The sequence below is a fragment of the Streptomyces kronopolitis genome (genome assembly GCF_014646275.1).
In the GTDB taxonomy this organism is placed as follows: Bacteria; Actinomycetota; Actinomycetes; order Streptomycetales; family Streptomycetaceae; genus Streptomyces; species Streptomyces kronopolitis.
Genome location: NZ_BMND01000014.1, coordinates 80,357 through 95,762, shown reverse-complemented (window position 1 = coordinate 95,762; position 15,406 = coordinate 80,357). Strand labels below are relative to the sequence as shown.

The following is a 15,406-nucleotide window of genomic DNA, read 5'->3' as shown; positions in this document are numbered from 1 at the left end:
GGCGGGTGTACGGGCGGGGGGTGCGGTCCGTGGTGGAGAGGCGGGTGGCGGACGGGTCCCCGTGCCGTCGCGTGCGGACGGGAGCGGGTACCGGTGGGTGCCCGACGGCGGGCGGCGGGCCGCGGGGGGCGGGCTGCGCGGGCGGCTGGACGCACTGCGGGAGCTGATCGCGCTGTCCCGCAGCCGCCTGGACGGGCGGACGCTGGAGGGGGCGGGGCGGGTGCTGGAGACCGCGGACGCGCGCTACCGGCTGTCCGGTGAGCACACCGTCGTCGCCCTCGCGGGGGCGACCGGCAGCGGCAAGTCGTCGCTGTTCAACGCGCTGGCCGGGGCGAATCGTTCGCAGGTGGGGCCGCGGCGGCCGACCACCGCGGAGCCGGTGGCCTGTGTCTGGCCGGGCACCCGGCCGGGGTCGGAAGGACTGCTGGACCGCCTGGGCGTGCCCATGCACCGTCGGCACGCCCCGGCGGACGGCACCTCCGAGCTGAGCGGGCTGATCCTGATCGACCTGCCCGACCACGACTCCTCGGCCACCGAGCACCGCGCCCAGGTGGACCGGATGCTGGAGCTGGTGGACGCGGTGATCTGGGTGGTGGACCCGGAGAAGTACGCCGACGCGGTGCTGCACGAGCGGTATCTGCGGCCGTTGGCGGGCTACGCCGAGGTCATGTTCGTCGTCCTCAACCAGGTGGACCGGCTGCCGGGGGACGCCGCCGACCAGGTGGTGGACGATCTGCGCCGGCTGCTGGACGAGGACGGGCTGGCGCTCGGCGAGCACGGGGAGCCCGGGGCGGCGGTGCTCGCGCTGTCCGCCGCGACCGGCCAGGGCGTGGGGGAACTGAGGGAGGCGCTGGGCCAGTTCGTCGCGGAGCAGGGGGCGGCGGACCGGCGGCTGGCGGCGGATGTGGACGCGGCGGCCGAGCGGCTGCGGTCGGTGTATGTGGCGCAGAGCCCGGTCGGGCTGACCGAGCAGGCGCGGGCGGAGTTCGACGACCGGCTGGCCGAGGCGGTGGGAGCGGTGGCCACCGGGCGGGCGGCGGAACGCGATTGGCTGCGGCAGGCGGAGCGCGCGTGCGGGACACCGTGGGCGCGGCTGCGGCTGCGGCGCGGGCGGGGAGGGCGGGGGAGCCGGTGGGTGAAGCCGGCCTCCGGGGTGGCGACGACGGATGTGGGGGCTCCCCGGGGGGCGACGGCCGGAGTGGGGGCGCCCCGGCGGCGCGGAAAGCCGGGCGGCGGGCGGGTTGGCGGGGGGCAGACCTGCGGGGGATGCGGCGAGACGGGAACGGGGGCCGTGCGGACGGGTACCGGGAGGGCCGCCTCCGGGCGGACCGCTCCCGGGCGGGGCGTCGTGCGGCAGGGCCTCACGGGGCAGCAGGGCACGGCCGGTGGCGCGGGGGAGCCGGCGGTGGACGGCCGGGCGGCGGCGCGGCCCGTGGTGGAGCACGCCGTACGGGCGGTGGCCGGTGAGGCGGCGCACGGATTGCCGGCGCCCTGGGCCCAGGCGGTGCGGGAGGCGGCGGACCGGGGCGCGCACGGACTGCCCGAAGTACTGGACAAGGCCGCGGCGGAGGCCGAGGAGTCGCTGCGGGGCGGGCCCGCCGTGAAGCCGCGGTGGTGGACGGTCGCCGCCTCGTTGCAGGGGCTGCTGGCCGCGCTGCAAGTGGTCGGTGTGCTGTGGCTGGTGGGGGTGGTCACAGGCCTCGGGGACGGGACGGACTGGGTCTCCGGGCTGTTGCCCTCGGTGCTGGGCGCGCTCGGCGGCCTCGCGCTGACCTGGCTGTGCCGGGTGGTGGCGCGCGGTCCGGCGCGGCGTTACGGGCAGGACGCGGAGCGGCGGCTGCGGACGGCGGCGGCGGGGTGCGGCCGGGCCCGGGTGCTGGAGCCGGTGGCGGCGGAGCTGTTGCGCTATCGAGAGGTACGGGAGCAGTACGCGGTGGCGTCGGGGGTGTGACGGCTTCCCCTTCCTCTTCTTTGTGATGGCTTCCTCGCGACGACCCTTTCGGGTGGCCGAGTTGTCCACAGGCGGCCGGTCGTCCACACGCCGCCGCGGCGGCCGCCGAACCCGTGCAGCATGAGATCCACGCAGCGCGGCACCGGACGAGGGACCGCGCACGACACGGGGGAGGCGTGTTCCGTGAACGACACGATGGTGACGCTGGTGGGGAATGCCGCGACGGCGGTGGAGCACCGGCAGACGACGGCGGGCGCGACGGTGGCGAGGTTCCGGCTGGCGGCCACGTCCCGGCGGTGGGACAAGGCGCTGGAGCGCTGGACCGACGGCGAGACGAGTTTCTACACGGTCCGGTCGTGGCGCGGGCTCGCCGACAATGTCGCGGCGTCGGTGGCGGTGGGGGAACCCCTCATCGTCCAGGGGCGCTTGCGGCTGAGGGAAGGGGAGCAGTCGCCCGAGCGGGGCGGGCAGCGGTGGTTCGCGGCGGAGGTCGACGCGGTGGCGATCGGCCACGACCTCACGCGTGGCACCGCCGCGTTCCGCAGAGGCACCCGGCCGGCACGGACCGGAACGGATGCCGCCGCGCCCTCCTCGGCCTCCCCCGAGCCCGCGCCACCACCGCCGCAACAGCGGGACCAAGAGGCGGCGTTGCCCGCCAAGGGGCAGGCGTCTGCAGAGGCGTCGGCGGCGGGTGGCCGGCGGAGGGGACACACGACTCCGGCGGCCGCCGAGAGGTCCTCCGCCGGGCACTCGGCTGCCGAGGCGCCCGAGGCCGCTGAACCCTCCGCGTCATCTGAATCCTCGACAGGTTTGAATGGTCCGGGGGGCCTTGGGCCGCCGGAGGCTTCCGTTCCACCGGTCTCGGACGGCGTCGATTCGCCCGAGAAGGTAGTAGTTTCCTGAAAAGTCCTGACGATTTGTCGATAATGCCAGGTCAGGATGCCTGTGGTCGGTAACGATTGCGATTCGGATCGCTTATGGGATGCCATTACTGGGGACCCTGGTGCGCCTGCTCCATAAGATCCGACAAGAACTCACGGGGGCTGACGTGTTCGGCTGCTGAGTCCTTTGGATCTTTCCGGCGAGGCTCCTCTCCCACTCGACCGCCTCGCCCAGAGGGGAATTTCATGCTTTCCATAAAGAGGCGGGGCGCAGCCCGCCTTGCCGCCGCGGTCGTGGCCTCGGGCCTGGTCGCGGCGGGTGCGATAGCCACCGCTGGCACTGCCGCGGCGGATGACACCACCCCCGCCCATGGGGGTGCCACCGCCACGCTCGGCGGACTGAAGACCTTTGACCAGGCGGTCGTGCACAACCCGGGAGGGGACCAGCGCGTCGGCGCCGGCCTCTTCGAGATGGCGGTCGACAACGGCGGCACGCTCCAGACGTACTGCATCGACATCCACAACCCGACGCAGCAGCAGGCGAAGTACCAGGAAGTGCCCTGGAGTGCCTCGTCGCTGCACAACAACGGGGACGCGGGCAAGATCCGCTGGATCCTGCAGAACTCGTACCCCCAGGTGAACGACCTGGCCGCGCTCGCCTCCAAGGCCGGCGCCGGCAACCTCACCGAGAAGACCGCGGCGGCCGGCACCCAGGTCGCGATCTGGCGCTTCTCCGACCACGTCAAGGTGGACGCGGTCGACCCGGCGGCCGAGAAGCTCGCCGACTACCTCGAGAAGAGCGCGCAGAACGTCGGTGAGCCCAAGGCGTCGCTGACGCTGGACCCCCCGGCCGTCTCCGGCAAGTCCGGCGGCAAGCTCGGCCCGGTCACCGTGCACACCAACGCCGACAGCGTCACGATCGCCCCGGCGGCCGGTGCGCCCGCCGGTGTCAAGGTCGTCGGCAAGGACGGCAAGCCGGTCACCAGCGCCACCGACGGCACCCAGCTGTTCTTCGACGTGCCCAAGGGCGCCGCGGACGGCAGCACTTCGCTGACCGCGCAGGCCGCCACCAAGGTCCCGGTCGGCCGTGCCTTCACCGGCATCGGCGAGCACGCCAAGAGCCAGACCCAGATCCTGGCCGGCTCCAGCGAGTCCACGGTCTCCGCGGCCGCCTCGGCCTCCTGGAAGAAGCAGGGCGCCATCCCGGCGATCACCGCCGAGAAGAACTGCGCCAAGGGCGGCGTGGACGTCACGGCCAGCAACAAGGGCGATGAGGCGTTCCGCTTCCAGCTCTCCGGCAAGACCTACGAGGTCGCCCCGGGCAAGTCGCAGACCGTGACCGTTCCGGTGGGCGAGGACCAGCCCTACAACATCACGATCACGGGTGCGGGCGGCTTCAAGAAGTCCTTCTCCGGGGTCCTGGACTGCAAGACCGCCGGCAGCGGCGGCGGCAAGCCCTCCTCGCAGCCCAGCCCGGCCTCGGTCGGTGGCAGCACCGGCGGTGACAAGGGCGGCGACCTCGCCGAGACCGGCTCCAGCAACGCCACCCCGATGATCGCGGGCATCGCGGTCCTCCTGGTCGTGGTCGGCGGCGGCGCGGTGTTCTTCCTCCGCAAGAAGAAGGCCGGCACCCCCGCCGCGTGACACCGGCACCCGGTGACGCCGGGCGACACGGAGGCGGATTCCCGGCCTCCGTGGGACCCGGCGCCCGGTCGCGGTCGGCGACCGCCCCGTGACCCCTCGGTGAGCGGGCGGTAGCCGGTCGAGTACCTCAAGGCCCCGGAGCGCAGCAGCGCTCCGGGGCCTTCGGCGTGCGCGCCACCGTCGGCCGGGGGCCGGTCCCGAGGGGTGTGAACCCGGCACGGCCGGCTCGCCCCGTACCGCGTCCGGAGGGCGGGCACGGCCCGTTCCGCCGCCCCGGCGCCCGCCTCGGGGCACGCCCGCCCGGTGGAACGCCGGGCCCACGGAGCGCGACCGGGAGGTCACCGGCGCGTGCCAGGTCGGGGCTGAGCAGGGGCGCTCTGACCTACTCGTTTCCGCCAGAGCACAGGCGTACGGCAAGATGGGGTGTATCTGCCCTCCCCCGGTCACCGCGTACGACGGACCGGGGCGGTGCCGCACAGACCCTGATCGATCCAATCTGCCGGACGGTTTCTCTTGGCTGAGTACATCTACACGATGCGCAAGGCGCGCAAGGCGCACGGCGACAAGGTCATCCTCGATGACGTGACGCTGAGCTTCCTGCCCGGCGCAAAGATCGGTGTCGTGGGGCCCAACGGCGCCGGTAAGTCCACGGTGCTGAAGATCATGGCCGGCCTTGAGCAGCCGTCCAACGGCGACGCGTTCCTCTCCCCGGGCTACACCGTCGGCATGCTCCTGCAGGAGCCGCCGCTGGACGAGTCCAAGACGGTGCTGCAGAACGTGCAGGACGGCGCCGCCGAGACCATGGGCAAGCTCCACCGCTTCAACGAGGTCGCCGAGCTGATGGCGACCGACTACTCCGACGCGCTGATGGAGGAGATGGGCAAGCTCCAGGAGGACCTCGACCACGCCAACGCGTGGGACCTGGACACCCAGCTGGAGCAGGCCATGGACGCGCTGGGCTGCCCGCCCGGCGACTGGCCGGTCACCAACCTCTCCGGTGGTGAGAAGCGCCGCGTCGCGCTCTGCAAGCTGCTGCTGGAGGCCCCCGACCTGCTGCTCCTCGACGAGCCCACCAACCACCTGGACGCCGAGTCCGTGCAGTGGCTGGAGCAGCACCTCGCCAAGTACCCCGGCACCGTCGTCGCCGTCACCCACGACCGGTACTTCCTCGACCACGTCGCCGAGTGGATCTGCGAGGTCGACCGCGGCCGCCTGCACCCCTACGAGGGCAACTACTCCACGTACCTCGACAAGAAGGCTTCCCGTCTCAAGGTCGAGGGCCAGAAGGACGCCAAGCGCGCCAAGCGCCTCAAGGACGAGCTGGAGTGGGTCCGCTCCAACGCCAAGGGGCGGCAGGCCAAGTCCAAGTCGCGACTGGCCCGTTACGAGGAGATGGCCGCCGAGGCCGACAAGATGCGGAAGCTGGACTTCGAGGAGATCCAGATCCCGCCGGGCCCGCGCCTGGGCAACGTCGTCGTCGAGGTCGACAAGCTCAACAAGGCCTTCGGTGAGAAGGTCCTGATCGACGACCTGAGCTTCACCCTGCCCCGCAACGGCATCGTCGGCGTCATCGGCCCGAACGGCGCCGGCAAGACCACGCTGTTCAAGATGCTCCAGGGCCTGGAGACCCCGGACTCCGGCGACATCAAGGTCGGCGAGACCGTCAAGATCTCCTACGTCGACCAGAGCCGCGAGAACATCGACCCCAAGAAGACCCTGTGGGCCGTGGTCTCCGACGAGCTGGACTACATCAACGTCGGCCAGGTCGAGATGCCCTCGCGCGCCTATGTGTCCGCGTTCGGCTTCAAGGGCCCGGACCAGCAGAAGCCGGCCGGGGTGCTCTCCGGTGGTGAGCGCAACCGCCTCAACCTGGCGCTCACCCTCAAGCAGGGCGGCAACCTGCTGCTCCTCGACGAGCCGACCAACGACCTCGACGTCGAGACCCTGTCGTCGCTGGAGAACGCGCTCCTGGAGTTCCCGGGCTGCGCCGTGGTCGTCTCCCACGACCGCTGGTTCCTCGACCGCGTCGCCACGCACATCCTGGCGTACGAGGGCGAGTCCAAGTGGTTCTGGTTCGAGGGCAACTTCGAGTCCTACGAGAAGAACAAGGTCGAGCGCCTCGGCGCGGACGCGGCCCGTCCGCACCGCGCCACGTACAAGAAGCTCACCCGGGGCTGACCGGCGTGCGACACCTCTACTCCTGCCCCCTGCGCTGGTCGGACATGGACGCGTTCGGCCATGTCAACAACGCGGTGTTCGTCCGCTACCTCGAAGAGGCGCGGATCGACTTCATGCGCCGGCTGGCGCCGGGGGACGGCAGCCCGTCGTTCACGGGCGGCTCGGTCGTCGCCCGGCACGAGATCGACTATGTGCGGCCGCTGGTCCACCGGCACGCGCCGGTGACCGTCGAGTTGTGGGTGACGAAGATCAGCGCCGCGTCGATGACGGTCGGCTACGAGGTCAAGGACGAGGACACCCTCTACCTGCGGGCCTCGACCGTCGTCGTCCCGTACAACTTCACCGAGGAGCGTCCCCGCCGCCTCACCGCGGAGGAGAAGACGATCCTCAAGGAGTATCTGGACGACGCCTCGCACCAGCGGGGGGCCGTCGCGGTATGACGGTGCTCCACCTCGCCGACGCCGGGGAGGCGGCGGATCTCGCCGCCTTCCTGGCCCGGCTGATCCACTACGACAAGGCCGCCGCGGTCCGGCTCCAGGCCGGCGGCGGGGTGCTCGCCGTCTTCGGCCGCCCGCCGTCGTTCGAGGTGCTGGCGATCCGCACCGCCCGGCTCGCCGGGGACACCGCCCTCGACAGCACCGTCTCGGCCGGTGAACTCCTCGAAGGCATCGAGGAGTCGTCGGACGCGGTGACCGTGCCCGCCGCGGTCACCGGCCCGCCGTGGACCGGGCTGCTGCCGCCGCGCGGCGGCTGGCAGCGGGTGCCGGGACTGCCCGCGCCCGAGGCGCTGGTGCGCGCGGTGGCCGCCGCGGTCGCCGAATTCCGGTCCCGGGACGAGGCGCTGGAGCCGCAGCACCGCACCCGCGCCGAACGCGACCGGATCGGCAAGGAGATCTGGTCGCGCACCCTCGGCGACACCCACCTTCCGCTGCGCGCCGCCCACGCCGCGCAGTCGCTGGGCTTTCTGCGGCCGGCCCGGGCCGGTGCGCTGGTGGGCGGCGTCGCCTCGGCCGGCGCCCCGGACTCCCGTCCCCCGCCGCTCAGTCTGCTGTCCGCGGGCGGCTGGCTGCGGCTGAGCACCCCCTACGGGTCGGTCGCCGTACGGACCGGGGGACCGGCGGGGTCGACGGGGCTGTCGGGGCTCACGGTCACACCGCTCTGAGGGCGACGGCCGCCACCCGGGTGCCCGGACAGGGCGCGCGAGGTGCGGCGGAACAGGGCGCGCGAGCTGCGGCGGAGCTAGCGCTTTCCGTCCGCGGTCCCGCTTCTTTCGGCGTCTTCGTCCCCTTCCGTGCCGCGGGCCCGGGCCGCCGCGTCCGCGGTGCGGTCGGGCCAGACCCCGATGTGGTCGCTCTCCAGCTCCAGCAGGACGCGGTGTTCCATCCCCAGGCTGTGGGTGTACTCGGCGGGCAGTTGCAGCCGGCCCGCGCGGTCGAGCATCGCGTACTCGCGGGCCACCAGGGACTCCCGGCCGGTCGCGGCGTCGCGTTCGGTGCGCCGCAGCACCTCCGAGGACGTCCGGCCGTCGCGGATCGCGACCGTGCGCCGTACCTCGCTCGCCACCGCCTGGTCATGGGTGACGATCACGATCGTGGTGCCCAGCTCCTCGTTGGCGGTACGGAACGCCGTGAAGACCTGCTCGGCGGTGTGTGAGTCCAGTTCGCCGGTCGGCTCGTCGGCCAGCAGCACGGACGGGGTGTTGGCCAGCGCGACCGCGATCGCGGTGCGCTGCTGCTCGCCGCCGGAGAGCTGGTGCGGACGGCGGCCCCGGCAGTGGTCGAGGGCGAGCATCGACAGCAGCTCGCCGGCCGCCTTCGCGCGGGCCGCCCGCCGACGGCCGCCGCGCAGCTGCATCGGCAGCATGACGTTCTGCAGCGCCGTCAGATACGGCAGGAGGTTGCGGGCGGTCTGCTGCCAGACGAAGCCGACGACGTCACGGCGGTAGCCGAGCCGGGCGCGGCCGTCCATCGTCAGCAGATCGCGGCCGGCGACCGTGGCGGCGCCCGCGGTCGGCACGTCCAGGCCCGCCAGGATGTTCATCAACGTCGACTTGCCGCTGCCGGACGCCCCGACCAGCGCCATCAACTCACCCTCGGCGACCAGCAGATCGAGTCCCTGGAGGGCCTGCACCTCGACCCCGTCGGTGGTGAAGACCCGCACCAGCCGGTCGCAGGCGATCAGCGCGTCGTGCCCGTAGGCGGGGCGGCCCTGCCGGGAGGCCGCACGCCGCTCCAGCTCGGCCAGGCCGGCGGGAGCGGCGGCGGGGGGCCGGGCGGCCGGGGCCAACTCCGGGGCGTGCGCCTCCGGGGCGTGCGCCTCCGGGGCGTGCCCCTCCGGAGCGTGCCCCTCCGGGGTGTGCGCCGCCGGGCCGTGCGCCGTCGGTGGTGCGGTGCTGTCGGGCCGTGTGGTGCTGTCGGGCCGTGGGGTGTCGTCGGGTCGTGTGGTCATCGGGGGTCCCCCGCTCTCAACTCGGTGCTCTCGCGGCGCCGTCCGCTCCACCGGGCCTGGGCCAGGACCACCGCAAGAGCCAGGACGAGCACGCCCGCCGACGGCAGCAGCAGGGACGCGGCATCGAAGGGCAGTCGTACGGCGTTCCGCGCGCCGTCTCCCGGGGCGCCGGGGAGGGCGAGCGGGGTCAGGTCCGTCCCCGGGCCCAGCAGCTGGATCGCGGCGGCGCCGGTCAACACGCCTCCCAGGGCCGCGAGCAGGACCTGCGGCAGCGCCTCCAGGATCATCAGCCGCCGCCCCTGGGCCGGTGTCAGGCCCATCGTGCGCAGCCTGGCCAGGAGTTGGGCGCGCTGCGGGGCGTCCCGGAGGAGGGACAGCAGCAGGGCGAGCAGGGCGAAGCCGGCCCCGGCCCCGACGGCGGTCGTGTAGAGGCGTTCCGCGCCCTGCTGGAGGGGCGAGTCGGCCAGTGTGGCGCGTTCGGCGGAGCGCAGGCTCAGCCGGGCGGGCTGCGCCGACGGCGGGGTGTGGGCGCGCAGGGCGGTGCGCAGGGCCCCGGCGTCGAGGGCGTGGCCGGACAGCAGCAGGAGGGAGGGGCCGTTGGCGGGGTCGGCGTAGGTGTCCGGATGCAGCCGGGCCACGCTCCGGGAGTTGATGACCACGAAGTCACCGCCGGGCTGCGCGGGGGTGTCGCCGCGCACGACCTGCGGACGGATCACCAGCTGGCCGAACTCCGGTTGCAGGGCCATCGGGGCGCGCCCGAAGCGGGTCACGAAATCGGGCGGGACCAGCGCGGGCAGCGGCCGGTCGCCGCCCGGGTCGGCCAGTTCGCGCGCGTCGAAGGCGCCCAGGCCGGTGGCGCGGGCGAGCCGGGAGTAGGCCTCGGCATCGGCGATGACCAGGTAGAGCGGTGGCCCGTTGTCGTCGGCGGGCTGGATGCCGATGCGTACCGGCACGGCGTCCGTGACGCCCGGCAACCTGGCGACCGCGCGCCGCAGGGCCTCCGGGAGGGCACGGCCGGCGGATATCCGGGCCTCGGCGCCGACCGCGGTCAGCGCCGCGTGGTCGCGTGCCGTGGCGACCCCGGCGAGCACCGAGCCCCCGAAGGAGGCCGTGGTCAGCGCCACCACCAGGGCCAGCAGCGGCAGCCCGGCGGTGGCCGGGGCGCGGCCCGCGCGGGCCAGCGACAGGAACCCGGTCAGCCCGGCCCGCCGGGCGGCGGGCCGGGCGGCCAGCCGCAGCGGGAGCGGATACAGCCGCGTCAGGACCAGCGCGGCGATGCCCGCGAGCAGCACCGGGGCCGCGCTGACCAGGGTGTCCACCCCGCCGGCCGTACCGCGGCGGCGCAGGGCGAGCACCGCGCCCACCGCCAGTACCAGCAGGGTCAGTTCGGCGACCGTACGGCGCCGGGAGGGGCGGGCCCGCACCAGGTCGCCGCGCTCGGCGGGGCGGGCCCGGCGGTGGGCGGCGGCGGCCCGCAGCGGCAGGGCGAGCGTGCCCAGCAGCCCGACCGCGGCAGCCGCCAGCAGCGAGGGCAGTAGACGTTCCCCGGGCACCAGCAGCGCCAGGCCGCCGCCGGCCGCGGCCGCGGGCAGCGCCACCGTCGCGGTCTCCGCCGCCAGTTGCCCGGTCAGCCCGGCCAGTGAGGCGCCGCGGGCCCGCAGCAGGGCCAGCTCGGCGTGCCGCCGGGCCGCGGCCGGTCCGGCGGTCATCAGCAGCACCACCGCCGCCACGGTGCCGATCCCGCACGCGGCCACCGCGAGGACCGGCGCGATCGCCGCCCGCGTCCGGGCGAAGGAGTCCAGCAGCCCGTCCACCGCGCTGTCGGCCAGCGCGCCGGCGCCCGCGACCGTGCGCAACCGGGCCTGCGCCGCGCCGTGTTCGAGGGAGACCAGCCGCTCCCGCAGCAGCGGGGCGTCCCGGCCGGTCAGCGCGCCGGTGTCGAGGGGGTAGCGCCAGAACTTCTCCGGCTCGGCGGCGGCCGGCAGCGCCGGGCCGTCCCCCGGCGCCAGCAGCAGACCGGCCCGCCAGTACCTCTGCGGCGGCGGGCCCACCGACACGTCCTGGCGGGCGGTGGCCATCAGCGGATCCACCGCCCAGTACGGGCCCTGCGGGGCGCGCGGGGTGAGCAGTCCGCAGATCCGGACCGTCAGCCCCGCCAGATGCAGCCGGCTGCCCTCGTGCAGATGGAGGGTGCGGGCGGTGGCGACGGTGACCGCCGCCTCCAGGGTGCGCGCCCCCGGACGCGCGGCATGCGGCAGCCGCCCCCGGGTGACGCCGGCGTGCCGGTCCAGACCGGACACGGCGTACAGGGACAGGAGCGGGGTGAGACCCTCCGGCCGGGGCAGCCAGGCGTCCTGTGCGGCCGGTGCCTTGGTGGTGCGGACGCCGTGCACGGCGTCGGCCGCGGCGATCCGCAGCGGGGCGGTGAACTGCCCGCGGATCGCACGGTCCTGGCGGGCGAGCTCCGGCGCGGCGTAGGCGGCCGCCGTGTCGCCGCCGGTCAGGTCCGCGCGCGAGACGGTGATCTCCACCGTCCGTTGGTCGGGCGGCGCCGAGCCGAGTGCATGGCGCACCCCGTCGGTCTCGTACGCCTCCCTCGCGCGCGGGAACGCCGCCGCCAGGAAGGCCGTGACCAGGACGAGGGCGGCCAGTGCCAGGGCGGTGGTGCGCGAGGCGCGCAGCCGGGCGCGCCACCAGTGCGTGCGGGGCGGGGTGTGCACCGGCGCACTTCGTCCGGTGGGGGCCGGGGCCACGGGGTATCTGGTCATCTCACCGCGCTCCTTGGCCGCGCAGGGCCCGCACCGGGTCGCCGGGGCGCAGCCCGAGGGCCGCGACGACCAGCAGCGGCACCGCGGCGACCGCCGCCAGCAGCGCCACCACCGGGCCGGCCGGCAGCTCCACCAGCACCGGCGGCACCGGACGGCCCGCCTGCTCGGTGAGCACGACCAGCGGGACGACCGCCCGGGTCAGCGCCGTGCCCAGCGCCGCGCCGACGCCCAGCGCCAGCGCGATCAGGACGCCCTGCTCGGCGGCGATCATCCGGGCCGGCTGCCCGCGCGGCGCGCCCAGGGCACGCAACACCGCGAATTCCGCGGTCCGTTCGCGGACCGAGGCGGCGGCGCCGACCCCGAAGCCGACCGCCGCCAGCGCGACGGCGACCGCGGCGGCCGCCCCCAGCGCGGTCTGCGGGCCGAGCCCCAGCGGATCGTCGTGCAGCTGCCCGGCGATCTCGTCGCGGACCAGGACCTGGTCCGGGTCGGTGTCCGGGCGGGCCCGCAGCGCCCCGGCGACCCGGGCCGCCGCGCCCGGCTCGGGGCGCAGCCACCACTCGGTGGCGGTCAGCGGCGGGGCACCGTGGTCGGACAGCGCCTCGTTGACGGCGCCGAGGTCGGCCAGCAGTCCGCCGGTGGCCGGTGCGTCGGCCGGTCCCGGCAGCGCGCGGACCGCCCGGACGATCCGGGCCTTCAGCGGCTGCCCGTTGACCGGTATCTCGACGACGGAGCCGACCTTCGATCCGCCGTCGCGCAGAAAGGCCCCGGTGGCGACGGCGGTGAGCGGCGGCCGCGCGGCGTGTGCGGCGGTGATCCGCAGCGTCGTCACCCACGCGCCGTACGCGTCCAGCCGGGCGCCGGTGTCGTAGGTCTGGGACAGCAGTCCGCCGCGGGGGACGCCGGCCCGGCCGGCCCGGGGGCCGGACGCCTCGCCGACAGAGGGGCTGGCATCGGTGACCCTCGGCTGCCAGCGGAGGGCGGCGGGGGTGGTGAGGGGCCGGGGCGGGCCGGTGCCGGCGGTGGTCTCGGCGGTGGTGACGGTGAGTTGCTGGCGGTGCGGGACCGGCGGCTGGTCCAGGCCGGCGACCAGGCCGGTCAGCCGCAGCGGACCGGCCGGGCGGCCCGCTGCGCCACCGGAAGCGGCGGCGAGGTCCGCGGTGAGGGTGTGCGGCCGGCCGTCGGCCGGGAGCGAGCCGAGCGGGAGGGAGTACGGAACGCCGTGGCGGTCGGTGAGGAGGACGGAGAGGTCCGCGGGCACCGGGCCGGTGTCCTGCGGGTCGGCGTCCGCGCCGGGCACGGGCTGGCGCGGGGGGACCGGCAGCGTCCGCAGCGAGCGCAGGGTCGCCGTCAGCCGTAACCGGTCGGTGTGCGGGGGAAGTTCCACGCCCGCCGCGGGCCCGGTGCGCGGGGCCACCGCGCGCAGCAGCCGGTCCGCCGCCGCGCCCGCCGGACCGTCCGCGGTGCCGCCCATCAGATCGCCGCGCGGCAGCAGCGCGCCCGCCGAGCGCCGGGTGTCCAGGGCGAGCAGCGAGGAGTTCTTGCCGTCCGGCAGGTCGAGCCCGGTCAGCCCGGCGGGCAGCGCCGCGGCCACCCCGGGCAGGGCCTCGTACGCCCCGCCCTGGCCCAGGGGCGGGATCCGGCTCGCCAGGACGCGTACCGGTGCGGCCGCGCGGAAGTCGGCCTGGTCGTCCTGCGAACGGCTCCACGAGGCGCCCTGGCCGATCGCCAGCATGCCCAGGGCGGTGGCCAGCACCAGCAGCAGTACGGGCCCGGCGCCGCGCTGCGGGCGGCGGCTGATCTGCCAGCCGGCCAGCGCCGCGGCGAGCCCCCGGGCGCGGGCCGCGCCCCGTTCGGCGATCCGGGCGGCGAGCGGCAGCAGCCGCAGGGTCAGCACCGTTCCCGCGAGCAGCGCCAGCGCCGGGGCGGCCACCAGCACCGGATCGATGCCGAACCGGCCGGCGGTGTCCCCGGTCAGCACCCCGCTGCCCGCGCCGTCCGCGGTCTGCCGCCGGAGCTGCCAGTAGGCGACCCCGGCGATCACCAGCAGCCCGAGGTCCGCGCCCGTCCGTCCCCAGGTCCGCCACTCGGCTCGCGCGGCGGAGGGCCCCGGCGCACCGCGCGGCGGCCGCGTCCGGCGGGTGTGCGGGTCGCCGGGGCCGGTGCGCAGCAGTGCCGGGGCGGCGACCGCGAGGGCGCAGCCCAGCGCCACGGCGATGCCGGTCAGCCAGGTCGTGGCGGTGAGTCCGGTGTCCAGCGGCAGTCCGCTGCGGGCCGGTGCGCCGTGGGCGGCCAGCAGGCGCAGCAGTGGGCCGGTCAGCAGCGGTGCGCCGACCGCGGCCGGGGCGGCCAGCAGCAGCGACTCGGCCAGCGCCAGTCCGGCGATCCGCCGCCGGGAGCCGCCGCGGGCCCGCAACAGTGCCGTCTCACCGGTCCGTTCGGTGCTCAGCATCCGGGCGACCAGCAGCAGCGCGCAGCCGGCCAGCAGGATCAGCTGCAGCGCGACGATCAGGATCGTCGAGCGGTTCACCAGCAGCGCCCGCCGCAACTGCCCCAGTGTGCCGGGAAGATCGGTGGTGGCGGTCGCCCGGCCCGCGAACACCGGATCGGCCATCAGCGCCTTGGGTGCCGCAGTGGCGGCGGCGCTCAGGGCGGGCAGCCGGTCCGCGGTCAGCGGGCGGAAGTCGGCGGCGGCGAGCCAGCCCACCGTGTCCGGGGCCACGCCGGCTCCTGGACCCGCCCCGTCGCCGAATGCCGCCGGATCGGTGTACAGCGGACCGTAGGTGGTGAATCCCACGGTGCGCACCCCGCGCCCGCCCAGCTCGTCGAGCTTCCAGTACGGGTCGAAGCGGTCGGTGGGCCGGTAGACGCCCGTGACCTCGACCGCCAGATGGGCGGGGCCGGACAGCCGGTTGTCCAGGGTGAGTCGCCGGCCGGGCGCGATCCCCAGTCGGGCGGCCGCGGCGGCCGGCACCGCGACGGGCAGCGGGCCGCGCCGGACCGCCGTGGGCCAGCGGCCGGCGGTGAGGGTGAGCCGGGAGCGGTCCAGGGCGGCGAGCTGGGTGAGATCCGGATCCTCCGCGCGCGCCTGCGCCGGACGGAGCGAGCGGGGCAGGGCGTACGGCCCGGAGCGGACCAGGGTGCGGACCGTGAACGGCAGTCCGTCGAAGGTCCGCCGGGCGCCTTGGACGACCGCCCGGTTCGCTGACTCCCGTTGTCCGGCGGGAAGTTGGGCCGTGACCCGGAGCGCGGCGGCCGGGGCGGCGCGGGTCCGCAGGGCCTGCCGCAGGCCCGCATCCCCCACCGCGCCGGAGAAGGCGGCCAGTGTCGTGAGCACGGCGGTGGTCAGCAGCACCGACAGCAACGCGGCGGTCAGCAGAAGACGGTGCGCCCGCACCCGTAGAAAGACAAAGCCGGACACGGGCCCCCCTTGCCGCGCTCAGCACCACACAGACGAACGAATGGTGTCAGACGAGGGTGGTGAGGGGGGTGGGCTGTGGATAAATCTTGGCCGGAACATGGCGACGCCGGCCGGG

The 15,406-nt window shown here is 75.3% G+C and carries 9 protein-coding genes; 6 read left to right on the top strand and 3 right to left on the bottom strand.

What is annotated here, in order from left to right:
- The first annotated feature begins 97 nt into the window (after positions 1–97).
- The 6 genes from IEY78_RS17325 (at position 98) to IEY78_RS17300 (ending at position 7,816) form a co-directional block, all read left to right on the top strand.
- Positions 98–1,951: a YfjP family GTPase gene (locus IEY78_RS17325; RefSeq protein WP_189099328.1), complete on the top strand. Its 1,854-nt coding sequence runs from the start codon at positions 98–100 to the stop codon at positions 1,949–1,951.
- 183 nt (positions 1,952–2,134) lie between these two features.
- Positions 2,135–2,854 carry a single-stranded DNA-binding protein gene (locus IEY78_RS17320; protein WP_189099235.1) on the top strand — a complete coding sequence of 240 codons (720 nt, stop codon included), beginning with the start codon at positions 2,135–2,137 and terminating at the stop codon, positions 2,852–2,854.
- A 224-nt stretch (positions 2,855–3,078) separates the two neighbouring features.
- Positions 3,079–4,476, top strand: a complete 1,398-nt coding sequence (locus tag IEY78_RS17315; protein WP_189099233.1) for a Cys-Gln thioester bond-forming surface protein — start codon at positions 3,079–3,081, stop codon at positions 4,474–4,476.
- A gap of 513 nt (positions 4,477–4,989) precedes the next feature.
- Entirely contained in the window at positions 4,990–6,654 is a 1,665-nt protein-coding gene (ettA, locus tag IEY78_RS17310; RefSeq protein ID WP_189099231.1) for an energy-dependent translational throttle protein EttA, read from the top strand.
- A 5-nt stretch (positions 6,655–6,659) separates the two neighbouring features.
- The gene (locus tag IEY78_RS17305) at positions 6,660–7,094 is read left to right on the top strand and encodes an acyl-CoA thioesterase (protein ID WP_364879838.1); all 435 of its coding nucleotides are present in this window, start codon (positions 6,660–6,662) and stop codon (positions 7,092–7,094) included.
- The gene (locus IEY78_RS17300) at positions 7,091–7,816 is read left to right on the top strand and encodes a DUF8010 domain-containing protein (RefSeq protein ID WP_189099229.1); all 726 of its coding nucleotides are present in this window, start codon (positions 7,091–7,093) and stop codon (positions 7,814–7,816) included. Before IEY78_RS17305 ends, IEY78_RS17300 begins: the two co-directional genes overlap by 4 nt.
- A gap of 77 nt (positions 7,817–7,893) precedes the next feature.
- On the opposite strand, the gene IEY78_RS17295 is transcribed toward IEY78_RS17300, so the two are convergent.
- The 3 genes from IEY78_RS17295 to IEY78_RS17285 are packed head-to-tail and all read right to left on the bottom strand — an operon-like array spanning position 7,894 to position 15,291.
- Positions 7,894–9,102: an ABC transporter ATP-binding protein gene (locus tag IEY78_RS17295; protein WP_229700008.1), complete on the bottom strand. Its 1,209-nt coding sequence runs from the start codon at positions 9,100–9,102 to the stop codon at positions 7,894–7,896.
- A complete protein-coding gene (locus IEY78_RS17290; protein WP_229700007.1) occupies positions 9,099–11,870 on the bottom strand; it encodes an FtsX-like permease family protein in 2,772 nt (923 codons plus the stop codon). The genes IEY78_RS17295 and IEY78_RS17290 overlap by 4 nt, the downstream gene beginning before the upstream one ends.
- A gap of 1 nt (position 11,871) precedes the next feature.
- On the bottom strand, positions 11,872–15,291 hold the full coding sequence (locus IEY78_RS17285) for an FtsX-like permease family protein (protein ID WP_189099227.1): 3,420 nt from the start codon (positions 15,289–15,291) through the stop codon (positions 11,872–11,874).
- Positions 15,292–15,406: the final 115 nt, after the last annotated feature.